Origin of the sequence: Leeuwenhoekiella blandensis MED217 (assembly GCF_000152985.1) — a bacterium.
Classification (GTDB): domain Bacteria; phylum Bacteroidota; class Bacteroidia; order Flavobacteriales; family Flavobacteriaceae; genus Leeuwenhoekiella; species Leeuwenhoekiella blandensis.
The window spans coordinates 2,853,910-2,879,094 of sequence record NZ_CH672395.1; the positions used below are offsets into that span (position 1 = coordinate 2,853,910).

Sequence of the window (25,185 nt, forward strand, 5' to 3'; positions counted from 1 at the left end):
AGCCCATGAAAATCTTGCATACGGCCGACTGGCATATTGGCAAAAAGCTGCACAAACACTATTTATACACCGATTTTGAACGCTTTATCTCTTGGCTGATTGCAATTATTCAAGAGGAAAACATCGAACTCGTTTTGGTTTCCGGAGATGTTTTTGACCTCGCTAATCCTTCTGCTGAAGCACGCAAACAATACTACAAAGCTTTAAAACAGTTGAGCAATCTCAATTGTAAACTCATCATTACCGGTGGAAATCACGATTCACCGTCGATGCTCGATGCGCCTCGCGAAATACTCGAAGCATTAAATGTACATATCCTTGGCGGAATGCCGGAAAATCTGGAAGACTGCTTGATTCCCGTTCAAGGAAAACAGGATAATGACAAGCTTGTCGTTGCTGCAATTCCGTTTTTACGGGATGGAGATATTCGTGCGGCAGAATCTGGCGTTACCTATGAAAACCGCATTGAAGCCATTAGAAAAGGAATTGAAGCCGTCTTTACGCAAGCGGCAGAAACTTGCAAGCAAAAATTCCCCGGACTACCGGTGATCGCTATGGGGCATTTGTATGCAGCAGGCATTGAGCCTTCAGAGAGTGAACGCGACATACAGATCGGTAATCAGGCTGCTTTTCAGGCGAGTCAGTTTGGGGAGTATTTTAGCTATGTAGCGCTGGGGCATATTCATAAACCCCAACGCGTAAGCGCAGCAATTCCCGCTTTTTATAGTGGTTCACCTTTACCACTTTCCTTCAGCGAGCGTACCGATGAAAAACGGGTGTTGATCTTAAATACTTCAACGGGTTTTGAACCTAAAAGTGTTGCGATTCCTACGTTTAGAAAGCTGAACAAAGTGAGCGGCGATCTGGAACGTATACAAAGCAAATTGCAAACGCTGACTCCTGAAGGTGAACTCACCAACCTCATCGAAGTGGAGTTGATCGAAGAGAACTTTGATGCCCATCGTATTGCACAACTCGACACGCTGGTTACCGAATTTGACACTCCGGGACTCGAGATCGTCAAGCATCGCGCGACCTTTAAAAACCGACTAAAAGCAACCGGAAAATTGTTTGACGCCCAGCAACATTTGGAAGACCTAAAACCGCTGGAAGTATTTACCAAAATGCTCGAGCAAAACTCGTATGATGAAGAAACCAAGACGCAAGTAACTTTAGCGTTTCAAGAACTTGTAGAACACCTCAATACCGCAGATCCCGCTTAACATGAAGATATTAAAAATTGCTTTTAAAAACATCAATTCGCTACGCGGAGAGTACGAGATCGACTTTACCCAAGAACCCTTTTTGCAAAACAGTCTTTTTGCGATCACAGGCCCAACCGGTAGCGGAAAAACCACGATTCTTGATGTGATCTCCCTGGCGTTATTCAATCACGTGCCACGTTTAGGGAAGATGAGTACGAACGAGGTGCTCAAAAAAGGAGCTATTCTTACCCGCAATCAGGAAGACGCAAATGCGCAAATTACCTATCAATGCAATCAAGGGATTTTTACCTCGCGCTGGGAAATTTCGACCAACCGAAATGGTAATCTGCGCGATTATCATATGGAGCTCATAAACACAGTAAGCAACGAAATTCTCGATTTAAAAAAGTCGGATGTGCCGGGAAAAAATGAGGAGCTGATCGGTTTGAATTATGATCAGTTTATCAAGTCTGTTGTATTGGCGCAGGGCGAGTTTGCTAAATTTTTACAAGTGCCCAAAAAGGAACGTGGCGCGCTTCTTGAGAAGATCACGGGCACTGATATCTATCGCAGAATTGGGATAGAAGTGTTTCTTCGGAATAAAGAGCGTGCTAAGGAAATTGATGCTAAACGCGCTAAAATTGAGACTTTCAGGGAGCAATTGTTGGAAGAAGATTCGTTCGCAGCAAAGCAAAAAGAAGCTGAAACTTTAGCCGAGAGGCAAAAGGAATTAAAGCAATCGATCGAACAATTTACCAAAGAGATCGAGCTTAAAAAGAAACTGCAAGTCGAAGAAGGCGAACTGCAAAAAACACAGAAAGAATTAAGCGAAGTGGTCTCGCTTCAGGAAAACTTCGAAAAAGAAAAAGGAGATGCACTGAAGCATCACGAAGCAATTCAACTTTTTGCAGAAGAACTCAATCATTGGCAAAGTTTGCAGGAAAAGCAAAAAGAAAAGCAAACCGAAATCACTAGGGCTACGGAAGCTTTAGAAGCTGCAAAAACCCGACGAGAGCGCTTAACGCAACAACTTAGCGAGCAATTCAAACTTACGGTCACGCCAACTGATTTTCCGGAAAAAATGGAACGTTATAAAGCGGAAGTCCGTGCCTTGATCGATGAGCGCAATGCCTTGCGCACCGCTTTCGAAACCAGTAAAAATCCGTTGCAAACGGCAGCTAGGGAGTTCGATTTACGTTTAGACCTAAAAGATCTCAAGGGTTTTGAAACTGCTTTACAGGAGAAATTTACGAAGACTAAATCTGCATATGCAGATTTAGAGAACCGCTTTGACCTCAAAAATGCTTCGGTAGCAGAACGTCTGGCAGCAATTCAATCTAAGCTGAAAAACATCCGCGCAGCTGAAAAAGCGCATACGGCTTTAAGCACTTTAGAAACCCAACGCAAAGAACGCAGCAAAGAACACGTTGCTCTGCAAAAGCAACAAGCCCCTCTACCGGAAGAGATCAAACAGCTGAAACAGCAGATCGAGCTAAAAGAAGCTCAGCACACCGCTAAGCAAAAAACTCTGGAAGTAGCGCAGCTACAAAAACAACTTGAGGATTACCGCAAAGACCTACAAAATAATGAACCTTGTCCGCTTTGTGGTTCCCTTGATCATCCTTTCGCAGCCCATATTCCGCAAGAAGAAAACGGACTCAAAGCTGCGGTGCTTCAATTAGAACACGAATTAAAAACGCTGAACAAAGAACTCGCGACTAAAGAAAGTTCGCTTCAGCAATTAACGCAACAAACACAACAGCTCGAACAGCGTATAAAAGTTCTCGATGAAGAACTGAGTGCTCAGCAAACCACTTTTGATGCCCAATTTAAAAACCTGATGCAAACCAAAGGTAACGCCACGTTTAACGAATTGGAGCTCCAACTGGAACAGCAAGAACAGGAATTAAATTCCGCTGAAAAACTTCAGCAAAACATCAAAACACTTGGGCAAATTGAGCAGCAAACAAGCGATTTAAAAGCGCTCTTGGCCAAAGGCAAAAAAATAGCAGCGTCCATTTCCGCAGTGTATTCTGGTAAAGATTTTGAGCAAGACGTCAGTCAGTTGGAAACCTCCTGGAATCGTAACGAGCAAACAGCAAAGCAGCAAGAACAGCTGCTCAATGCAGCTAAAGAAGCAGAACGTGATCTTGCAAAAAAATTAGAAAGTCTCACGGTTAGCCTGCTAGATCAATTGAAAGAGAAAGGCTATGATGCTATTGAAGATGCATTGCAAATGCGCTTGAATGCTGCAACGGCTCAAACCTGGAAGCACGAACTAGAACAGATCAAACAAGATGCTTTACGTCTAAAAACCCTGCGCAATAAGCTCATTGAAGAAATTCAAATCTTAAAAGATACCGTGGGCGAAACACCGCTTGAAGCGCTTCAAGAGGAACATCAGAAACAAACAGAAGCGCATCAACAAAATGAACATTCAGCTTCCGTTTTATCTCGCCAACTATTAAATCACAAGGACAATCTGGAGCAGATTAGAAAACTTCAAAAACAGATCGATCAAGAATTAGAATCGTCTAAGCATTGGCAAGTGTTGTTTGATCTAATCGGAGATTCAAAAGGAGATAAATTCAACAATTTTGCCCAGGATTTAACGCTGCAACAACTGCTGCAACTGGCTAACAAACGTCTAATGCGCCTTACCGACCGTTATCAAATAGACCAACCGGCTGAGGATGAAGATGACAGTCTGGTTGCGATTGATGAGCATATGGGCGGGCAACGCCGCTCGATCAAAACGCTGAGCGGTGGTGAGACTTTTATTCTAAGTCTGGCACTGGCCTTAGCACTATCTGATCTAGCATCCCGCAATATCGAGATCAACAGCTTATTTATTGATGAAGGTTTTGGTACCCTCGACCCCGAAACCCTTGACCAAACACTAGATACACTTGAAGTTTTGCAAGCCGAATCCTCAAAAATGATCGGCGTGATCAGTCACGTAGACAGTTTAAAAGAGCGTATTGCAACGCAAATTCAACTTACACAAAACGGGCAGGGTTATAGCAGTTTAAAGGTGGTTTGATCAATCTTTTAATACGATAAATATGAATGAGCAATTAGATATTATAACATTTCATCACAAGCAAACCCCATTAATAATAAGGTTCTTTCTAGGATTATTAGTGCTAGTCTGCGCGCTTATTCCGATAGTTGCTTTGAGCGTGGTAATTCTCAATCGTAAAGGTCTGCATATAGGTGTGTTTTTTATCTTCTTTCTTTTTTGGGGACTAGGATTTATGATGCTACGCAGCTATTTATGGAATTCTTTTGGAAAAGAAACTCTTTATCTTCAAAAAAATAAAATTATATACTTGGCAGATTATAAATACTTCAGGGATGCTCGACAGGAAATTGAGATTGAAGGTTTAGAAGCAGAAATTGTTTATAGTGAAACAATAAATGGATCAGGAACTCTTCGACTAACTAATGAGAAAACAACAATTGAGACGGTTTTAGAAACTTCAACAGAAATTCTATTGAATGAAATATACAAAATAGAGACTACTTATTTACCAGATTCTTAATCTACATCTAACTAATTAATCTTACGCAAAATGGGCAGGGTTATAGCAGTTTGAAAATCGTATAATCCTATATAAATTGGTTATCATAGCATAGGCTAAAGCTTCCGTATGAAGCTCTTTTAAGCCTTGATAAATCCTAACTTTACGTTAGAATTTTAAGAGAAAAAACTATGAATTTTCATACCCGAAAATGGATCAAACCGCAAGATCTTAATCCCAATCGTTCGCTCTTTGGAGGCCGACTTTTAGAATGGATCGACGAAGAGGCGGCGCTTTACGCCATCATACAATTAGAGAATCCGCGAACGGTTACTAAATATATCAGTGAAATAGATTTTAAATCTAGTGCTCGCGAAGGGGATATTGTCGAAATTGGTATCGAACCGGTAAAATTTGGTACCGCTTCCCTGACCTTAAAATGTGAGGTACGTAACAAAATGACGCGCGAGACCATCATCACCATCGATAAGATCGTGATGGTAGGCTTAGATGAAAACGGAAACGCCAAACCCCACGGAAAAACAAAAGTAGAATACGTAAAAGACCGTTTGGAGGATAAATAGATTTATAAATGGCAAACAACTGAAACAAGAAAGAGACCACAAATGTGGTCTCTTTCTGTACTATTTCTGTATTATATCTCTTAGTATAAATTAGCTTCTTGAATAGATCACATCAGCCTCTTGAATTTTTTGTGGCAAGTCGCTCATCGTGTTATAATATGCATCTTTATTATTGAATACACGGTCTGGACGCTCTCCTACGATGATATATTTTACACTCATATCAGGAGCATTTAAGTTTACCTGATCTTGAATACGCATGGTTTGATCTTCGATATCGGTTCCAAGATCCTCAAGATTGGCAATTACATATAGCATCTTATTGCTAGCACGTACTTCCTGAATTTCAAGATCTTTTTCGGTATCGGTGATTTCAGCTTCTACGACAAGGCTTTGTTCAACATTTTCCTCATCGGGCATATCTACGTCTATGGTAGGTACTTCAACCTCTTCTTCTTCCATCACAACCACAACTTTAGGCACTTCTACCGTTTCTGTTTTGGTGCTGATGTCTACATCTGCCCATTCGATATCATATTCGGGTAACTCACCTGCTTCAGTTTCTACATCAACATCGACTTCAGGCAATTCTGCTGAATCTTTTTTGTTGATATCACAGCTTGTAAATAGTGCTAATGCTAATCCTATTGGTAAAATAATTCTTTTCATAGTTATCATTTATTGGTTAGTAACTGAACGCAATTTAAAGGGTAGCTTTCCGCAGCTCCGTTAAAAGCTTCTCAATTGATACGTTATTAACCTTGATAAGGTTAAATGTTAAAGGATTTAAGCAAATAAGCATAAGGCAGATTAAAAATTCACCTGATAATTCAAAAAAAGCGTGAAATACTGCTAACAAATGCATACAAATGGGCAATTACCGGTAATTGTTTCTAATTGCATTTCGATAATTTAGCAGCAAATCGTCAAAACCGGCCTTTTTTGCAGGGCTTCAAACTTTGACTTTTAAAAAATTAATTCAATTTATGTTTCCTAAAAACACCTACGTCAATAGACGAAATACCCTAAAACAAACGCTTAAAAGTGGCATCATCCTCTTTCCCGGCAATGGAGAAAGCTCGATGAATTATGCCGATAACTGGTATCCTTTTAAACAGGATAGCAGCTTTTTATATTATACGGGGATCGATCATATTCCTGATCTGTATTTCCTGATCAACATCGATACCGGCGAAGAGATCCTCTTCGGAAACAATGCTACTCCGGAAGAAAAAGTTTGGATCGGTTCTGCTGAAAAATTAGAAAGCTTTGCTGAAAAGTCAGGCTTCAGCACTGTAAAACCTTTAGATCAGGTAGCTTCTTATCTAAAAACGCAAGTAGCCAAAGGGCAACAGGTGCATTACCTTCCACCCTATCGTTCGGCTCAAAAAATTGCGATCAGCGAACTTTTAGATATTCCGATTCAAGAAGTAGAAGCTAAAAAATCTGTAGCCTTGATTCAAGCGATCGTTACACAACGCGAGCGCAAGTCGGCTGAAGAATTGGTACAACTTGAAGAAGCAGTGAATATTACCCGCAAAATGCACGAGTATGCGATCATCAATACTAAAGCGGGAATGACCGAAATGCAAATGGCAGGAACACTTAACGGTATCGCGGTAAGCGGCGGTGGCGGACTCGCTTTCCCCATTATTTTGACTAAAGACGGCCAATATCTCCACAATCACGCAACCACCGCGGTATTGAGTGAAGGCGATCTGGTGCTTTGCGATTGCGGCGCGTATAATACGATGGGCTACGGTGGTGATATGACCCGCACCTTCCCTGCCGGAAAAACGTTCAGTCCGTTGCAAAAAGACGTTTACAATATCGTGCTTAATGCGCACGAAAGCGCCATTGATGCCTTAAAACCCGGCACGCGTTTTAAAGATATTCATTTGTTGGCCTCCAAGAAACTTGTAGAAGGTCTTACCGATCTTGGCCTGATGAAAGGCGACGCTGACGAGGCAGTTGCCGCAGGTGCTCACACGCTTTTCTTTCAATGCGGTTTAGGTCATATGATGGGCTTAGACATTCACGACATGGAAAATATGGGGGAACAATACGTGGGCTATACTCCTGAGCTGAAGAAAAGCACTGAGTTTGGACTAAAGTCACTACGTCTAGGGAAAGAACTACAGGAGGATTTTGTGCTTACCGTAGAACCCGGCTTGTATTTCAATCCATTCTTGATCGATGAGCGCAGAGCACAGAAAAAGTATATGGACTTTGTGAATTATGACGAAGTGGAAAAATTCAAATCTTTTGGCGGCATACGCGTCGAAGAGGATTTTGTCATTACTAAAGACGGAAGCAAACTATTGGGCGAACCACTTGCCAAAACACCTGAAGCCATCGAAAAACTAAGAAACAACTAACCTATGAAAGCTATAAAACTAGGCCTGCTTTGCCTATTTACTATTGCACTAAATAGCAAAGCAATTGCACAGGACGCCTCTCAATTAACACTAGATCGCATTTATTCCTCTGAATTTCGCGGAGAAAGCGCACGATCTATAAGTTGGATCCATGATGGAGATGCCTTTGTTACCATCGAGCAAACCGAAGACGGCCAAGACCAACTCATCAAGTATGAGAGTAAATCAAATGCTCAAGAGATCTTTTTAAGCGCGGAAGCCCTTACGCCATCGGGTGAAGATCAAGCGCTACAAATAGCCGACTTCAGTCTTTCTAACGATGAAAGCAAGGTGCTTATTTTCACCAACACCAGTCGGGTTTGGCGCTCAAATACCAAAGGTGACTATTGGGTGTATGATCTGGATACCAAAGCTTTGAAGCAATTGGGCGCGGCGCTTCCTTCGTCCTCGTTGATGTTTGCTAAGTTTTCTGATTCTAATGAACATGTAGCTTATGTTTCGGGTTTCAATCTTTATGAAGAGAACTTTAAAACCGGCGAAGTAACCCAGCTTACGACAGACGGAACGGGCGATATCATCAACGGAACCTTTGACTGGGTTTATGAAGAAGAATTTGGTGCGCGTGATGGTTTTAGATGGAATCCTGACGGAAAACACATCGCCTACTGGCAACTGGACGCTTCAGGAATCGGAACCTTCTATATGATCAACACCACCGATTCTGTGTATGCAAAGCCTATTCCGTTGCAGTACCCAAAAGTAGGTTACGACCCTTCTTCGACTAAAGTGGGCATTGTAAATACTAAGACCAAAGAGACTACTTGGATTCCGGTTCCCGGTGATCCTGTACAGCATTATTTACCGGCTTTACAGTGGATTGATGAAGATCTTTTGTTGATTCAGCAGTTGAACCGCAAGCAAAACACACTGAAGATATACACCTATGTACCTTCTTCTAAAGCCCTAAAAGAAGTATATACCGAAACCGAAGAAACCTGGGTAGATCTTGATTATCCCGATGTTTCTGCCAACCAATGGGGTAAAAATGATTTGCTCCTAACGCCAGATAAGTCTGAGTTTTTAAGAATGACCGAAAATGATGCGTGGCGTCATATTTACAAAGTAAGTTTAGAAACCGGCGAGCGTAAACTATTAACTCCGGGTGACTACGATGTGGCGGCTTTTTATACCGCAACAAACAAGGAAGTATTCTTTTCGGCTTCGCCGGAAGATCCTGCGCAGCGTTATTTGTTTTCGACTTCGTTAAAAGGAAAAGGCACTCCCAAACGCCTTACGCCTGAAGAGTTTGAAGGGATCAATACCTATCAAATCGCTCCCAACGGTAAGTATGCGATTCATTCGCATACCAGTGTTGATGAGCCAACGACTGTACGGTTGATAAGTCTGCCCAATCACAAAACCATAAAAGTCTTGGTTGACAATGCCGGTTTAAAAGAAAAACTAAGCAGCTTGGCGCTTCCTAAAACCGAATTTTTTCAGGTAGAGACTGAAGATGGCGTTCTAGTTGAAGGTAGAATCACCAAACCTGTAGGTTTTGATGAATCTCAGGAATATCCTGTGCTTTTTCACGTATATGGCGAACCTTGGGGACAAATGGCCACCGACAATTTTATCGGCTTGTACGATATCTTTTTAGCCCAGCAAGGCTTTGTGATCATCAATATGGATAACCGCGGCACACCTTCTTTAAAAGGTAGTGCGTGGCGTAAATCTATTTATCGCAAAGTGGGTGTGATCAATTCGCGTGATCAGGCGATGGCAACCAAAGCTTTATTGGAAAAATGGAGTTTTCTTGATGAAGATCGCATTTCAGTCTGGGGCTGGAGCGGTGGTGGCTCGATGACGTTGAACTTACTATTCCGCTATCCTGAAATTTATCAAACCGGAATGGCGGTAGCCGCAGTGGCCAATCAGCTGTTTTATGACAACGTGTATCAAGAGCGTTATATGGGACTTCCGCAGGAAAACCGCGAAGATTTTATTAAAGGTTCACCGGTAACTTATGCTAAGAATTTAGAAGGCAATCTACTGGTGGTTCACGGTACCGGCGACGATAACGTGCATTATCAGAATATGGAATATTTGGTAAACGAACTCATCAAACAAAACAAGCAGTTTACGATGATGTCGTATCCTAACCGCTCCCACGGAATTTACGAAGGAATGAATACCCGCAGACATTTATATACCTTGCTCACCAATTATCTTTTTGAGCACAACGGAAAGTAATTTAGAGCATATTCCAAAAAAATAAGCCTCAGTCTATCAAGACTGAGGCTTTGGTCTTTTAGGGGTAAAAGACACTTTAGGCTGCACGCACGTGTGTAGCCTTTTCATTTTGCTTTAATAGATCTTCAATTGTGGTTTTCCAGCTATTGGCGCGCTTCATTTCAAAATTTTGTGAAGCATCAAGCAACGAATCGTAAAAATTAAGAATAATAGAAGCCTCATTTCCTTTTAGAACAAGTTCTAGAGCAAGGTTTTCTAAGGTAGAACTAAGCTTTCCTTCAATGCGTTTAGATTGCAGATCTTCAAGAATATGTACTCGGGCTACTGCATTCAAGTCAAGCTGTTGATGTTTGAATTCGCCCTGTATAAACTGGGTGTAGAGCAATACGTTTTTTGAAGTATCGATCCCGATGATTCGGTTGCTCCACTGCTCTTTCAAATTAAAGGACAAGCCTTGTTTTGCAGCCTGTGCCTTAAAAAAGTTACTCAGCTTTTTTGCATTGGAGGCCGAAAAAACAAAAAAGATATAGGGTATTGCTACGGCTCCTACCACAAGGGCAAAAACCAAGATCATATTTAATTTCATAATGTAAAAGAATATACTGTTGTTTAAAATGTTGAGATGCAAGCATCTTCAGGGTGTTTAGAGATCAGATGGATTTCTAAACTTCAGAATTTGAACTACGTAGTATAATCTTTACGGAAAAAGGTGAAAAGGAAAAATGAGATCCAAACGGCTTAACGATGGTATGATCGAAGCACTGAAGCTTAAATAGTTGAGATCTACAACGTCTGCTATCGCAGTGGAAGACGTTGAATTGCCGGCCCAAAGATCAAGCCCGGAGAGTGCATAAGACTCCTCTGAATTAACAGAGATTTCTGGCGCTGTCAGCGTGAGCTGTTCTACGGCAACTGCTTTATCATTGGCGCGCTCAACACTTGCAGTATGCTCTGAGCTGTCTAGAGGCAACCTCATATCTATATCAAAACCATACGAAGTTTGTCCTGCTCCTAAGAGCAAGAACAAAAACATAAATAATGAATAGATAATTGCTTTCATTTCAGGCACAAAGGTAAAGCAGCAACCTGTTAAGTTGCTGCTAAAGTTTTTAAATTTTTATAGGCTTTATTTAACTAATTATACTCCTCTGGTATATCTGTCAAGGTTTTTAAAAAGGCAACAAGCGCTTGTTGTTCTTCGTCGGTAAGTTCAAGATTGTCAAAAGGAAGCGTTTGATGTGGCAGATCAAAACCAAGACCGCCACCGCCACCTTTGTTGTAAAAATCAATAACTTCTTCTAAAGTTTGATACGCACCGTTATGCATATAGGGTGCGGTAAGTGCTGCGTTGCGCACAGTCGGCGTCTTGAACATTCCTAATTGAATGGGCTCTTCGTACATAAAATAAAAACCAAGATCATCATCGAGTTTTTTATTGGCTGAAGTTTCCGGAACTCCGATCACTTCCTTCTCGGTATCAGTAAAAAAAGGAGGAACCGTCCCACTGGTGAGCGGCATAAAATGACAGGTAGCACAAAGCGCTTTTCCCATAAACAGATTTAATCCCAGTTGTTCTTCTGGAGTAAAGGTGTTTGCTTCACCCCGCATATTCTTGTCGAATTTCGAACTGAACCCATTAAGTGTACTGATGTATGCCGAAAGTGCTTTGATGGTCTCCTCGTTGGTCCAGCTTCTGCGCGTACCAAATACTTCTTTAAACGCTTCAAAATAGGTCGAATCGGTTAAGACTTCTTCAGAAAATTCGTGTACCGTACTGTTGAATTCTTCTTTGTTAGTAAATACGCCTGAAATTTGAGCAAGTAAAGTTTCCGCTCTGCCATCCCAAAAAAATGCCCGTTGAAAAACTGAATTGATCAGGGTAGGTGAATTGCGCTTTAACGGCGAACCGGTATTATTCATATTGGTCACCTTCCCGTCTGTGTAAGCCAGTTTGGGATCGTGGCAGGTCACACAAGCCATATCTTTTCCTTTAGAAAAGTTTTTGTCGAAAAAGAGGCATTTTCCCAGAGCGATTTTTGCTTCAGAAGGATTGCGATTGGTGATCGCTCGAAAGTATTCTACATTAAAAGAATCTTCTTCAAAGAAGGTTGGAGCATCAAAATTATAAGGTTTGTTGGTTACCGGTTCCCACAAGTCTGAAGCTTTGCGTATCGCCACCCAACTGCGCGTAATGGGGTTAAAATATTAATGTAAAAATAACAAGTGAATAAAAAAAATATAACTGTTTGTAAATAAAAAACTTATAGAAATCTGGCAATTTACTCCAACAAACCTTTTAAACAATTTATGATGAAAAATCGCTACCTTTTAATTTTGTTTACCTCTTCTATCTTGATAAACGGATGTTCAATAGATCAGGATAATACACTATCTAATTCAGAAAATATAGAATATCTGGATGTAATCAAATCAAACGTTTCTATTCCTGTAGATACCTTTGATTTTGAAAATTATATAGTTATAGAGGGAGATATAATGATACCTAAAGAGAAACTTTTTTCAAAAAATCAGTCAAAACAATTTAGTTGGAAAAATGATTCATTAGTTTCTAAAGAGAATATAAATAATATTACTATTTATGTTGACAATTCGATCCCGTCTTCGGGTACAGATAACTGGAGAATTGCTGTTCAAGAAGCAGCTAATCTTTGGAATAGTTTAGAGTATCAAGGAACATCATCTCAAATAAATATATCCTATTCTAATAGTACAAATTCTGATATTATCGTAAGATCTGATTATGGTCAATTACAAAATGGCACCATAGCTATGGTGTATGCTTCCCTTAAAACCGAACTGTTTAGAAGTGTAATAATTCTTAATTTTAAACAGTATGAGACGAAGCAAATTCACACCTACACAGATTGCAAAAATTTTAAAGGAGTTCGACAACGGTAAGAGTGTTGAAGAAATTAGCCGCGAATACGGTGTCAGTACCTCTACCTTTTATAAATGGCGTTCTAAATACGCTGGTATGAGCAGCAAAGAACTTAAGCGTATTAAGGAGCTCGAAGCTGAAAACGCCCGTCTAAAGCAGATGTATGCCTCTTTAGCACTAGACCACCAAATGGCAAAAGAGATTATTGAAAAAAAGCTCTAAAGCCCTGCCGTAAACGCACCATAGCTAAAGAACTTATCCGCTACGGCATCAGTAGGGCGTGCCGAGTGCTTAATATGAGTAAAAGTGTTTACTATTATAAGCCATTACCCAAGGATGATACTCCTATAGAGAAGGCTCTTAGAGACAAAGCAGAAGAACATTCAGAAGAGGGTTTCTGGAAAGCCTACTGGCGTATCCGTAACGAAGGAAAGCCTTGGAATCATAAGCGGGTACACAGGGTGTATGTATCTTTAGGGCTTCCTTTAAGAAGAAAAGCAAAGAAGCGCCTGCCCGCGCGTATACAGGAGCCTTTGGAGATTCCTGAAGAATTGAATGATACTTGGAGTATTGATTTCGTAAGCGATGTCCTAGAAAACAAGAGACGTTTTAGATCTTTTAACGTAATAGACGATTTTAATCGAGAGGCACTACATATTGAAGTAGACTTTTCATTGACTAGTAATCGGGTAGTCTGGGTACTCAATCACCTAATCAACCGACGGGGCAAGCCAAACAGGATCAGGATGGACAATGGTCCTGAATTCATAGCAAACCTAACTGCTGAATGGAGTAAAATGCATGAAATTGAATTTAAATACATACAACCAGGCAAACCTACTCAAAATGCTTTTGTAGAACGCTTTAATGGCTCCTATCGCAGAGGTGTCCTAGATAAATATATCTTTGAAAATATTGATCAGGTAAGGGAACAAACTCAAATATGGATGGAAGATTACAATAAATATCGTCCCCATGACTCACTGGGCAAAATAGCACCAGTGCAATACGCAAAACTCCATTCTCTTGGGGCTAGCCCCAAGAGAATGAATAACAATAATTTTAAACCAGTTTTGGAAAATTAAGCAGTTCTAGTCTGGGGAAGCTTACAATGGGATCAGTTCCAATTGGATGTAACGTTGGTTCAACAATTATTATAAACTTAGATTTTTATAACAATTATAATGTACCTCATTCAAAAAAAGTTTATAATATGGTTCACGAAATAGGACATAATATTGGTTTTGGTCATACAAACTCTCCAAATACTTGGTATTTACAAAAGATTGTGGGTACACCTGATACAGATTCAAACTCTGTTATGAACGGAGGTACAGCTTTAAATTCTTGGGATGGTTTCTCTATTTATGACGAAAAAGCAACTCTTTGGCTTTATGATAATATCGCTATAAAATACCCTAAAGAAGGTGATGAGTTAGTTTCTGGAAGTGGAGATTGGTCTACCTCTTGGACACCTCATTATTTTTGTCAAGAAGATTATGTTAATATAAAAGTCTATTTTGATCAATTTGGTTCTGGCAATGAAGTTTTAAGAATTAATGAAAACGTAAAGAATGATGGTAGCTGGTATTATCCAAGTGGAAAATTTGGTGGTGGGAACAATGATAATGATGGAAATTTTAGACTAAGAATATCTTCAATTGACAATCCAAATAATTTCTTTGAAGTAAATTTCAATATGTTTGTTGACTAAGGAGATCTTGATTTAAAATTAAATTCTTAACCTTATTTAAGAAGTATTAAAAGAGGCTGTCTAATAAAGTCAAGACAGCCTCTTTTTATTCGGGTAGGTATTATTAATTGAGAAAAATTCTCAAAAAATCTATTCTCAGCGCGTTTATTTTCTTTCTAGCCACTCCTTTTTTATTAAAAATTTACCCCAAGTTCAGAATCTGCGCGGCGTGATCTTTAGTCTTCACTTTACCTATTACACGGGTTACGGTTCCGTTTTCTACGATAAAGGTGGTGCGATGAATTCCATCGTATTCTTTACCCATAAATTTTTTAGGACCCCAAACACCAAAGGCGTTGATCACGGTTTTATCTTCATCAGCTAAGAGCGGAAAAGGAAACTCATACTTGTTTCTAAAATTGGTCTGGCGACGTTCTGAGTCGGCACTTACACCGAGTAACTCATAGCCTTCTGCTTGTAATTCTTTATAGTTATCTCTTAAGTTACAAGCTTCTGCGGTACATCCCGGCGTTGACGCTTTTGGGTAGAAAAACACAACGACTTTTTTGTCTGCATAATCGCTCCATTGTACTTCGTTTCCGTCCTGATCTTTGGTTGTAAATGCAGGTACTTGATCTCCTTCTTTTAGCATATTCATGGTTTTCTATATTTAAATGTGTAGAATTGATTCTTTTTAAGATATCAAAAATTCGCTTCTTTGTATTTTCGTTTTCAAAATTACAGATAATGACTAAAGCCGAGAAGGTAACCTTTGTTATAGATACGTTAAAGCGACTTTATCCGCAGATTCCCATTCCGTTAGATCATAAAGATCCGTACACTTTACTTATCGCCGTTTTGATGAGTGCGCAGAGTACCGATGTTAAGGTCAATCAGATCACGCCGCTTCTTTTTGAAGTTGCCGATAATCCGTATGATATGATCAAGCTTTCTGTGGAAGAAATACGGGAGATCATCAAGCCGGTGGGATTATCGCCGATGAAGGCAAAAGGCATTCACGGACTTTCTCAGATTCTGATCGATAAATACGATGGAAGAGTTCCCGAGAGTATAGAAGCTTTAGAACAGCTCCCTGCGGTTGGTCATAAGACAGCAAGTGTCGTGGTTTCTCAGGCCTTTAATATTCCTGCCTTTCCCGTTGATACGCATATTCGTCGCCTTATGTATCGCTGGAATTTAACCAATGGAAAAAACGTAGTACAAACCGAAAAAGATGCCAAACGTCTTTTCCCAAAAGATCTTTGGAACGAACTGCACCTACAGATCATCTGGTACGGGCGACAGTACAGTCCGGCGCGCGGTTGGGATCTGGAAAAAGATATTATCACAGCAACCATTGGTCGCAAAAGCGTTTTAAAAGAATACTACAAAGGAAAAAAGTAAGCTGCTTTTAAATACTGCTGCTATTTATAACGCAACAAGGCTTCGCGTATCTTTGAAAGTACATCTTGTTTATTCTGGTCGATCACCTGTGGGTGACTCAGTAAAAAATCAATTTGGGCGATCTCGATGCGTATTTGCCGGGTGCTGTGCAGCAGCGAGAAGGTTTCAGAAAAACGCTTATTTATTTCATCTAAAAGCGTCTGATCTTCCTGACCGTCCTCCTGAAGCAATAACAAACAAAAGCTTACTTCGGTCATTCCTAAGAGTACCGAGATATCCAGATCTTCGGGGTCAAAATCATCGAGATTCTTATGAAAGTCTTTTAGATACGTCAGCGGATCTTTATCTGTAAACTGCTGGAAAATCTTTGACAAATCGGCTTGCTCATACCCTTGCAAGATATAACCGATGAACACCATATTTGAAAAAGCATCCAAGCTGTTCCCGTCGTAAAGATCATTATTCATCAAAAAGGCTTCAGAATAATAATCTAGCGCAAACTTCAGGTAGAGATCGCGTTTCTTGGGCGTTTCCTTCATCGAGGCAAATTTATAGGCATTCCCCACAACGCCCAGGCGCAGTGTGGTCTTACCTATCATGGCCAACTTGGTGACTTGTTCTAACTGCTCAAGCCGTTCTTCTGCTTTGTCAGAAAAATTATGCGAGCGTAACAAGCAGAAATGCTCGAGCACTTTCATCGAGAAGTTAGCATCTTCAAGCAATAATACAGAACTAAAGGTTTCTAAAGCTTTTTTGGGGTCGCCCAACTCATCGTAGATCAAAGCTTCTTTTTCTCTGATCACGCCATCAATAAGGTAGTTGCGTTCTGCGTTAGCCAAAATAGCTTGGAGTCGTTTTTTACCACGTTTAGGTTTTGACGCATTTTGTTTGATCTCAGAATACAGATTTTCCAAATCGATGTACACTTGCGAACTGAGCACATAATCATAATCGTCTTCCTGTTGCTTGCTTCGGTCATTGAACTTATAGTGCTGATTTCCGTAGCATTGATAGGCGCCCCACGTATTGGTATGGCCGTGATTCTGATAGCATTTTTTACGTGCAAATTGTACCGCTTCACCAAATTCATAGCCCATAAGCATACGTTTATAAAAATTTTCTGAAAAAGTTGCTGCCGCTGCATCATCGACTGCCCAGCCCGTAATGATGATCGCTTTGACTCCCATACGAATCAGCTGTGTACCTACGTTTGCTGCCAGTTTAAAGCGAGACTGCGTATACGCTGCATCCTTTGCATTTAAGGTTCCTGAATAGCAGCAATTGATAAAAACGAACTCGGGCACATAACTCAATTGTTTGATCATCGCCGGGTTGATACAAATTCCGCCACCAATGGCGATACCCACGCGATCGTTTTCCATATCGTACAAACCGTGACCGGCAAAATGAAGGATTTTATAAGGACGCGTGTACAACTCCAGCATAATCTCGGCAGCTTGCGCATTAATGAGCGCATGGGTTTCAAAAGAAGCCTCGTTCAACTTAGCATCAACCAACTGCGCTTCCTGCTTAGCGGCCGGCAACTGCGGCAAGGCTTCTTCCTCATAAATGGGATCTCCTATGATCAAAGCAGAATCTGTTGCCGCGCGTAGCTGCATCGACTCATATTCTGAGGTGAGCAGCTGCCTGATCAATCCGCTATTGACAGCTGCCGGTGTTTCATCAGACTCAAAATCGTGAAACAATTCCCATGGAAATTGTGCCGCTTCCAGATCGAGTTTGAGCAAAATGTTATTTTGATTGCGAATGATATCTTTAAAGCGATTGGGAATAAGCAACTCAAACAAGGTTTTTGACAAGCGTTTATCCCAAACTGAACTGTGTGACATACGTTCTAGTAAAACCTCAACCTGATCTAAGCCATTATGCACTTCTTCCTCTTCAATACGTGCCAGACCGCTTGAGGAATTAAATGCAAAACCTTTGACACAATCTTGCGTAAGAATACTCTCTATATTGAATTGATGCCACCAGTCATCCCGATCGCTTATAAAGGCTCTTTTTTTCTTGGCGCCTTCTTTACTTTTCACCCCTTTTACCAACTCAAAACTGAAGCGATTATCAGCGTGCTTCAATCGGGTGAGTCCCCAATACGCCTGGCTAGATAAGGATTCGTAATGATTGATCAGTTCAATATGCTTAATTTCCATCAATCCATTTTTATGATCGCGTATGTAAGCGTTGGCATTACTCACACCGAGCAAAATTCCTTTTAGCGAATCTTCTACCTGCAATCTGCCATACCCAGTGCCTATAAAAATAAAAGAGATACCTTCAGCAAAGGATTTGGCACGCGGTAATGTGTAGTTATCGCGCATAAACATGGCATATTTTAAAGTTGCCATCTCGGTGGTTTTGGCCAATAAATAATGGGTTAGTTCCTGAGTGTTGCCCAAACCACAAACGATGGCACCGTGAGGCTTGGTGTTCAAATTGAAAAAGACTTCACTTTCGCCAATTTTCCCCGGATAATACCCCATATCGTAGCGCTGCATCAACCTCCCGCCGAGACAACGGTTGAGTGCTTTTTCTGCACTGTGCACGCCATCATTATTAAAATGGCCTACCATCACAGGATAACGCGCCACTTTCAAATCGGCGTTGATGACTTCTACTTTAAATTTGGTTTGTGCACTCGCAGCAACAACAGGCTTCGCCGGAATTCCAAAAACAGCATCTCCCGCAGTCGTTAGATCGCTAAAGGGTTCTGGAGTGCTGTACACTTCGGTAATAACTTCTCCTGCTCTGCTTACGGGTTTGGTTTTTGAGATGCGGTTGGTTTTTCCTTCGAGTAAAATATCAACAATACCGTCATATAATTTGGGATCGTTGGCGAGTTCGCCGTGTGAGGTTTCGCTATAATACAAATTGTTCTCCGGCAAGCGCGAAGGGATTCCCGTGACCCAGGTCACACTACTGTCACCGTGAGTAGTCGCGAGATAGACCAGTTTTTTCTTTTTAGACCAGAACCGCTTTTTTGTGGTGTAATCATAAACGGTTTGCTCAGCGTGACCTGCGATATAATATACATCTTTGAGGTCGTCATCCTTCAGTTGAGTAACAAAATCCAGAACGGTTTTTCGGTATTTCTTAAAAGCATCCAGTTCTTTTTTAAGCGGAATCACCATCGCATCATCGCATTCTTCCTGGCGTTCTTTCCAAAATTGCGTTTCCCAAAACGGGCGTTTTTCATTGTTTTCGATAGGAAGCAATTCAAAAATACCCGGATATTCTCTAAACACTTGAAGCAACTCTTTTTTGCTGTTTTTAAAGTCCATCATCGCCAATTGCTTGACGCGGCTGCTGTGGCCGGTGAGCACTTCCATAATTAGATAAGAACCCAGCCAGGGCGTCCCCAGCATCACAAACTTATTAGAAGGTTTTTCTATAAACGTCTTCCATTGCTGCGGAAAATCGATCATAAACTGTCGTACTACGAGTCCGCCCATAGAATGCGCAATGAGGTGTACCGGTTGGTTGTGCTGAAGCAATGCCTCGATCTTTTCTGAAAAAGCTTTAGCTGCTAAAGAAACGCTTTTACGCCAATCAAAAGGAAAAGTCACCACATCGTGCGTTTTCGTCAAATGCTGTATAAAATCATCGTAATACTTTTTGATCACACCACTTGCCGAAACATCGCTGGTTTTAATATGTAGATCATCTTTGATCGCACCGCGGTTCAGTTCTCTAAAATCGATCCATTGCGGATTTCCGTTATGATCAAGGCTTGAGCCCATTATTCCCGGGATCACAACGGCTATACGCTTGTTTCCGCTTACGCTATCATAATGAACGCCTTTCATAGACACTAAACTGAGCAGTACGCCTCTGCTGGCAACAGCCGGAGTTTTACGCACAAAGAAATTTGCAGTTTCTCCCACTTGCGTAAGCGCCGCTTGCAAAATAGCATCACAGGTATTTTGATTACTGAAATAGTTAAAATGATTAGTCGCAGCGTCTTTTGAAAGCAAATAGTTGATTCCATTCAAGCGCGGCACGCCTTGCTCCATACGGTTAGAATCTACAACAAGGTCATTGGCTTTCCAGTAAAACAGATTGGCAAGAATTACTTTCATAGCATCTACCAGACCGGCACCCACCTCAGCATCACCTGCAATAACATAGAGTTCGTTAACCACCGCATTTGAAGAATAATTCAACATTTTTTGAAAAGCGCTGTCGGGGACCATACTGTATAAACCCGCCATCGCTTGGGGATTTGCTTTCTGCTTGATCACTTCGAGCAAAAACGTGCGTACCGTGGTATAAAGTACGTTTGCCTGCGCTCCAAGTGCCAGACCCAGCGCATTCATCACAACGTTAAGAAAATGATCTAAGCGTCTAGAAAGTATCGTCGTGCCGCTGGCAGGCGCCGCAACACGTATGATTTTATTAACTGTAAGCTGAAGCTTTGCTGCCAGCGTATTGATCTTGAGCATAAGCTTATAAGACGCATCATCTTCCTTGCGCATCATCTCCAATTCAAGATCGCTAAAGCCTACAATAGGATTGCGACAATCACATTTTGCTAAAATATCAGCTACAAGACCGCCACGCGAATGGCTTAAAATATCAATGCTTATATTTTTATCGAGCTGTTCTAAAAAATCAAGTGCATTTTGCAACGGACTCACCGAAAGCGTACGATGCTCTAAAGCTAAAACGCCTGAAGGATAATGCGCTCGCAGCTGATCCCAAATGGGGTTCCCTCCTACGCGCAATTCTGAAAAAGCAGCAAAAGTGTTGGACATCGTCCCGTGGATGAGTAACAGATAAGGGCTGGGTTGCACAACCACTTTTCCTGCCGGTATGTATTGAAACGATGCATCCATCTTGAAAACTCCCGGTTGCGGCATCAACTTTTTATCGTAGGCCACAGCTAGTTTTGCGGCGGTTTGTGCTGCCACGTCAGCAACTTTAGGTCTTAATAAATGCAATGCTTTTATAAGCACACTGCCTATTCCGCCACGAGAAGCCGCCGTACCCGTCACCTGGGCATCAATTACAAAAAGCGCTTCAGACCTGCTGCTTTTTGCAGGATTTGAATAGATTTCTTCAATATCGAGCGCATTACCAATCCACGTAGTATCATCAGCAAAAGTCAGTTGAATAATATCTTCCTCTTTTAGATCTAGCGGAATGGCTTTACTTTCGGCTCTGCTTTGTGCCAACCGAATGGTTTTTACCGTTTCAAATTCAGCATAAATCCCCGATAGTTTGGTTTCTTCCGGCTTTTGCTCAGTTCCGTAAACAAGTGCTTTGCTCATGACAAGATTGGTTTAAAAGACTAAAACTAAATTAATAAAACACACATTATCAAAACCTTAACCGCTTTAATTAGGGGCAAACGCCCCTTTTACCAAGGGGGAAACGCGTAAATTTTAGCTTACGCAGACCATTTCCGTATCTTTGAGCCATTACTTTTAATTCTACATATTGGCAACAGCAACACACAAAATACCGGTAAAAGCGCTCATCTTTGATATGGATGGCACAATGATCGATAACATGATGATTCACCACCGGGCCTGGCAAAAAAAACTAAAAGAACTGGGGCTGGAAATGACCTTAGACGAAGTCAAACGGGATATTCACGGGGTGAACAGCGAGATCATTAAGCGACTTTTTGGTGATCGATTTAATGAAGAAGAAATCGCACAAATCGCTTGGGACAAAGAAGCTGCCTATCGTGAAATTTATGCTGATAAGATCAAAATGCTTCCGGGGCTTCAACAGTTTTTAGATACTGCAAAAGCATTACAGATCCCTATGGGCATTGGTACTGCTGCACCTAAAGAAAATGCCGAATTTGCTGTGGAAGCTTTACATCTTGAACCTTATTTTCAAACCGTCGTGCATTCTGATATGGTAGATCGCGGAAAACCAGATCCACAAGTATTTGAGATGGTTGCAGCACGGCTTCAGGTTGACCTCAAAGACTGTTTGATCTTTGAAGACAGCCCCACCGGAGCAAAAGCCGCAGCAAACGGAAATGCACAAGCTATCATTCTCAATACAACCCACACGCAGGACGAATTTGCACATATTGAGCAGATCAAGCATTTTATGCTTGACTATCGAGATTTAATACTTACCAAAGAAGACGGTAAATTTTACCTGCACGTTTAGAATTTTTCAGCATTTAAAGTGTGCCGTACAGAAAAATCCTTTCATTTCCGTTAAAAGCATTTTACTAAAACGTATTTTTATCGCACAAATAATAAAATAACCTATGAAACAAATTGTTTATACAGCCAGCATTCTTGCCAGCGTATTGCTAGTAAATTGTGGGCCAAAAATGACCGAGTCTGGAAGTCATTCCGGAGAAAATGTCGCGTTGACCGATGTTGATCCTATGCCATTTGCCGAAAGTATTTCTGCAGAAGAATTGAAAGAAATGCTTTATGTATATGCTTCTGATGAGTTTGAAGGACGTAATACCGGAGAGCCGGGACAAAAGAAAGCTGTAGAATACCTTAAGGACTATTATATCGATCAAGGGATACCTTCTGCACTTGAAGACACTTATTTTCAAACCGTTCCAGAAAGTTTCTTTAGAGCAGGAAGCGGAATCAAAGCTTCTGAAAACGTAGTTGCTTTTATAAAAGGAAGTACCAAACCTGAAGAATATATTGTCATCTCAGCGCACTTAGACCACGTAGGGGTACGTGATGATGGCGAGGTTTTTAACGGTGCAGATGATGACGGTTCGGGAACCGTGGGTGTACTTGAGATCGCTGAAGCGTTTAACAAAGCGGTTGAAGCAGGTTACAGACCACAACGTTCTATTGTTTTCTTGCATGTGACCGGTGAAGAAAAAGGACTTTACGGTTCTAGATACTATGCCGAAAATCCTATTTTCCCTATCGAGAATACAGTAGCAGACCTTAATATCGATATGATAGGTCGTGTAGACGATGCGCATAAAGACAATGAGAACTATGTTTATCTCATTGGTTCAGACAAGTTAAGTACGCAGTTAGACAGCATTTCGACTGCTGTAAATAACAAGTATATGAACATCGATCTGGATTATACCTACAATGATGAGAACGATCCTAATCGTTTTTACTACCGTTCTGACCATTATAACTTTGCGAAGCAAGGTGTGCCTATTATTTTCTACTTTAATGGGACTCACGAAGATTACCACAGAGTATCTGACACACCAGATAAGATTAATTATCCCATGCTTGCAAAACGTGCGCAGCTCGTTTTCTTAACCGCTTGGGAGGTGGCAAACCGCGAAGACCGTATTATTGTTGATAAAGCCCCGTAAGGAATTAATTGACTGAAACTACAAAAGCCTCTTTTTAAGAGGCTTTTTTTATGCATTTCTAGTAGTTTTATAAATAAGAATAGAACACCAATTTTATGTCTGAATGGATCAAACATCCACTGGAATTAGAGGATGATACTGTTAAACTTATTCCGCTGAAAAAGCAACACCGCGATGGCTTACTTGCTGCTGCGTCTGATGGAAATTTATGGGAACTGTGGTATACTTCGGTACCTTCTGAAGCAACTATAGACACGTATATTGCAACCGCACTGGATCAAAAAGAAAAAGGCGAAGAATATCCTTTTACTGTTATTGATGCGCAAAACGGAAAGATCATAGGATGCACACGCTTTTATGGGATGCACCCCCAGCACAAAAGATTGGAAATTGGCTACACCTGGTATGCCAAGAGTGCACAACGTACCGGTGTGAATACAGCTTGCAAACGACTGTTACTCGGTTACGCTTTTGAACAACTGGAGTGTATCGCTGTTCAAATTGTAACCGACTGGTTCAATCTAAGATCGCGTGCAGCCATAGCAAGGCTTGGAGCCAAACAAGATGGCGTTTTACGCAATCACCGTATTAATGCTGACGGTAGTTACCGGGACACAGTGGTATTCTCAATAACAAATTCTGAGTGGCACGGAGTCAAGAAAAATCTGGACTTTAAAATGAAAACCTACAACACCAGCTTATGAGTGAAACTAAAATTGCACTGTTACGCGGAATCAACGTAGGCGGACACCGAAAAGTCCCAATGGCCGAATTGCGCCAATTGATGACCGATTTGGGTTTTGATCATGTTAAGACCTATATCCAAAGTGGAAATATCATTTTTAATGCTGACACAGAAGACACCGTGCAACTTGCAGAAAAAATTCAGAAGGCGATTTTGGAGCACTTTGGTTTTGAAGTTCCTGTGATCTGCTTGGAGGCAGCAAGGCTTCAACACGCTATAAAGAACAATCCGTTTGCCACCGCAAGCACTCCGATAGAAAACTTACATCTTACTTTTTTAAGTGAAACACCAGAGGAATCACGGGTAACGGCATTAGAAGCAATGGATTATGCTCCGGATCAATTTCGTTATCAAAATGCATGGATTTATTTAAACATTCCCGGGAAATACCATAAAACCAAGCTCTCTAACGCCCTGTTTGAGAAAAAACTTAAAGTTAGCGCCACCACCCGCAATTGGAAGACGGTGTTGAAGTTGAGTGAGTTATTACAAGCATATTAATAGTAACAAAATCTGTTTAAGTATTACTAATGTATTGTAGCACTTCAATTTAACCAATGATAATCAAATCAAACGCTTCTCCTCAAGAGACGAGTTCTCCCTTTTTTAAGGCCAACGAAGAATTCTGTAATCATTTTGAACATTTTATAGCCAATAAAAATGGAAAGGTTAAAGGCGTCTTTAATGCTTCATCCTATTTGATTTTTGGAGAGGTTGCTCATCCAAAATTGTGGACGTTAGGCTACAAGAAAGCAACATTTACATCTACAGGAAACTTATTCCTCTCATCAAACTATGAGAGTTTACTGGTCGCTGCTGAATGGAAAACAAAATATGTTTCACGAGAAGCGAATGACTTTAAGATTAGAAAGCAAACAACTACTGATGGCATCAAAATGCTTTTCAATACAAAATTGAAAAAGGTAGAACACTATCCTAAGTATATTGTCGAATACAAAAATGGACTACCCAGTCTCTACCATAAGATTTTAACCAGCTTAGAAAGCTTATTTTCTTCCAAAGAACTCTATGAGGTAAATATGAAAAATGAAGAACTTAGTATTGAGCTGAGATCAGATAAACATCACTTTGAAGTTTTTGACAGACTAATTGAAGAAATCTAAAACCGCCCTAAACGAAAAAATCCCCACATTGCTGTGAGGATTCTTACTTTCGGGTGGAAGATCGGTCTCGAACCGACGA

General features: G+C 40.9%; 21 protein-coding genes. 15 read left to right on the forward strand and 6 right to left on the reverse strand.

Going from position 1 to position 25,185, the window contains the following annotated elements:
* Nucleotides 1–5 precede the first annotated feature (5 nt).
* The 4 genes from MED217_RS12305 to MED217_RS12320 all read left to right on the forward strand — a co-directional run bounded on the left by MED217_RS12305 (nt 6) and on the right by MED217_RS12320 (nt 5,313).
* On the forward strand, nt 6–1,223 hold the full coding sequence (locus tag MED217_RS12305; protein WP_009780851.1) for an exonuclease SbcCD subunit D C-terminal domain-containing protein: 1,218 nt from the start codon (nt 6–8) through the stop codon (nt 1,221–1,223).
* Nucleotide 1,224: 1 nt separating this feature from the next.
* Nucleotides 1,225–4,248: an AAA family ATPase gene (locus tag MED217_RS12310; RefSeq protein WP_009780852.1), complete on the forward strand. Its 3,024-nt coding sequence runs from the start codon at nt 1,225–1,227 to the stop codon at nt 4,246–4,248.
* 22 nt (nt 4,249–4,270) lie between these two features.
* The gene (locus MED217_RS12315) at nt 4,271–4,750 is read left to right on the forward strand and encodes a hypothetical protein (protein WP_009780853.1); all 480 of its coding nucleotides are present in this window, start codon (nt 4,271–4,273) and stop codon (nt 4,748–4,750) included.
* Nucleotides 4,751–4,920: 170 nt separating this feature from the next.
* Nucleotides 4,921–5,313, forward strand: a complete 393-nt coding sequence (locus tag MED217_RS12320; RefSeq protein WP_009780854.1) for an acyl-CoA thioesterase — start codon at nt 4,921–4,923, stop codon at nt 5,311–5,313.
* 90 nt (nt 5,314–5,403) lie between these two features.
* On the opposite strand, the gene MED217_RS12325 is transcribed toward MED217_RS12320, so the two are convergent.
* On the reverse strand, nt 5,404–5,982 hold the full coding sequence (locus MED217_RS12325) for a hypothetical protein (RefSeq protein WP_009780855.1): 579 nt from the start codon (nt 5,980–5,982) through the stop codon (nt 5,404–5,406).
* 317 nt (nt 5,983–6,299) lie between these two features.
* On the opposite strand from MED217_RS12325, the gene MED217_RS12330 reads away from it, so the two are divergent.
* Nucleotides 6,300–7,691 (forward strand): aminopeptidase P family protein, encoded by a 1,392-nt coding sequence (locus MED217_RS12330; protein ID WP_009780856.1) that lies wholly within the window; start codon nt 6,300–6,302, stop codon nt 7,689–7,691.
* 3 nt (nt 7,692–7,694) lie between these two features.
* A complete protein-coding gene (locus MED217_RS12335; RefSeq protein ID WP_009780857.1) occupies nt 7,695–9,941 on the forward strand; it encodes a S9 family peptidase in 2,247 nt (748 codons plus the stop codon).
* A gap of 76 nt (nt 9,942–10,017) precedes the next feature.
* Here MED217_RS12335 and MED217_RS12340 read toward each other — a convergent pair whose 3' ends face one another.
* The 3 genes from MED217_RS12340 to MED217_RS12350 all read right to left on the reverse strand — a co-directional run bounded on the left by MED217_RS12340 (nt 10,018) and on the right by MED217_RS12350 (nt 12,119).
* Nucleotides 10,018–10,527 (reverse strand): hypothetical protein, encoded by a 510-nt coding sequence (locus MED217_RS12340; RefSeq protein WP_009780858.1) that lies wholly within the window; start codon nt 10,525–10,527, stop codon nt 10,018–10,020.
* Between the two features lie 111 nt (nt 10,528–10,638).
* Entirely contained in the window at nt 10,639–11,001 is a 363-nt protein-coding gene (locus tag MED217_RS12345) for a hypothetical protein (RefSeq protein WP_009780859.1), read from the reverse strand.
* Nucleotides 11,002–11,075: 74 nt separating this feature from the next.
* Nucleotides 11,076–12,119 (reverse strand): cytochrome-c peroxidase, encoded by a 1,044-nt coding sequence (locus MED217_RS12350; protein ID WP_050759329.1) that lies wholly within the window; start codon nt 12,117–12,119, stop codon nt 11,076–11,078.
* A gap of 129 nt (nt 12,120–12,248) precedes the next feature.
* Between MED217_RS12350 and MED217_RS12355 the strand changes: the two genes are divergently transcribed.
* The 3 genes from MED217_RS12355 to MED217_RS18575 all read left to right on the forward strand — a co-directional run bounded on the left by MED217_RS12355 (nt 12,249) and on the right by MED217_RS18575 (nt 14,554).
* Nucleotides 12,249–12,860, forward strand: coding sequence for a hypothetical protein (locus MED217_RS12355; RefSeq protein ID WP_154648938.1), 612 nt, complete (start codon nt 12,249–12,251; stop codon nt 12,858–12,860).
* Nucleotides 12,796–13,925, forward strand: a protein-coding gene (locus MED217_RS12365; RefSeq protein ID WP_088124381.1) for an IS3-like element ISLbl2 family transposase whose coding sequence is annotated in 2 segments (ribosomal slippage) — nt 12,796–13,057 and nt 13,057–13,925 — 1,131 coding nt in all. Because the reading frame shifts where the segments join, the coding sequence is not laid out codon by codon here. The genes MED217_RS12355 and MED217_RS12365 overlap by 65 nt, the downstream gene beginning before the upstream one ends.
* 128 nt (nt 13,926–14,053) lie before the next feature.
* Complete coding sequence (locus tag MED217_RS18575; protein WP_009780863.1) at nt 14,054–14,554, forward strand: zinc metalloprotease; 501 nt, start codon at nt 14,054–14,056, stop codon at nt 14,552–14,554.
* A gap of 181 nt (nt 14,555–14,735) precedes the next feature.
* Here the strand turns inward: MED217_RS18575 and bcp are convergent, their stop codons facing one another.
* Nucleotides 14,736–15,191 (reverse strand): thioredoxin-dependent thiol peroxidase, encoded by a 456-nt coding sequence (bcp, locus tag MED217_RS12375; protein WP_040532804.1) that lies wholly within the window; start codon nt 15,189–15,191, stop codon nt 14,736–14,738.
* An 89-nt stretch (nt 15,192–15,280) separates the two neighbouring features.
* Between bcp and MED217_RS12380 the strand changes: the two genes are divergently transcribed.
* Complete coding sequence (locus MED217_RS12380; protein WP_009780865.1) at nt 15,281–15,937, forward strand: endonuclease III domain-containing protein; 657 nt, start codon at nt 15,281–15,283, stop codon at nt 15,935–15,937.
* A gap of 20 nt (nt 15,938–15,957) precedes the next feature.
* Here the strand turns inward: MED217_RS12380 and MED217_RS12385 are convergent, their stop codons facing one another.
* Nucleotides 15,958–21,225, reverse strand: coding sequence for a CHAT domain-containing protein (locus tag MED217_RS12385; RefSeq protein WP_009780866.1), 5,268 nt, complete (start codon nt 21,223–21,225; stop codon nt 15,958–15,960).
* Nucleotides 21,226–21,394: 169 nt separating this feature from the next.
* On the opposite strand from MED217_RS12385, the gene MED217_RS12390 reads away from it, so the two are divergent.
* The 5 genes from MED217_RS12390 (at nt 21,395) to MED217_RS12410 (ending at nt 25,106) form a co-directional block, all read left to right on the forward strand.
* Complete coding sequence (locus tag MED217_RS12390; RefSeq protein WP_230199267.1) at nt 21,395–22,087, forward strand: HAD family hydrolase; 693 nt, start codon at nt 21,395–21,397, stop codon at nt 22,085–22,087.
* A 103-nt stretch (nt 22,088–22,190) separates the two neighbouring features.
* On the forward strand, nt 22,191–23,237 hold the full coding sequence (locus tag MED217_RS12395) for a M28 family metallopeptidase (protein WP_009780868.1): 1,047 nt from the start codon (nt 22,191–22,193) through the stop codon (nt 23,235–23,237).
* A 95-nt stretch (nt 23,238–23,332) separates the two neighbouring features.
* On the forward strand, nt 23,333–23,941 hold the full coding sequence (locus MED217_RS12400) for a GNAT family N-acetyltransferase (protein ID WP_009780869.1): 609 nt from the start codon (nt 23,333–23,335) through the stop codon (nt 23,939–23,941).
* The gene (locus tag MED217_RS12405) at nt 23,938–24,483 is read left to right on the forward strand and encodes a DUF1697 domain-containing protein (protein WP_009780870.1); all 546 of its coding nucleotides are present in this window, start codon (nt 23,938–23,940) and stop codon (nt 24,481–24,483) included. The genes MED217_RS12400 and MED217_RS12405 overlap by 4 nt, the downstream gene beginning before the upstream one ends.
* Before the next feature lie 56 nt (nt 24,484–24,539).
* On the forward strand, nt 24,540–25,106 hold the full coding sequence (locus tag MED217_RS12410) for a hypothetical protein (RefSeq protein WP_009780871.1): 567 nt from the start codon (nt 24,540–24,542) through the stop codon (nt 25,104–25,106).
* Nucleotides 25,107–25,185: the final 79 nt, after the last annotated feature.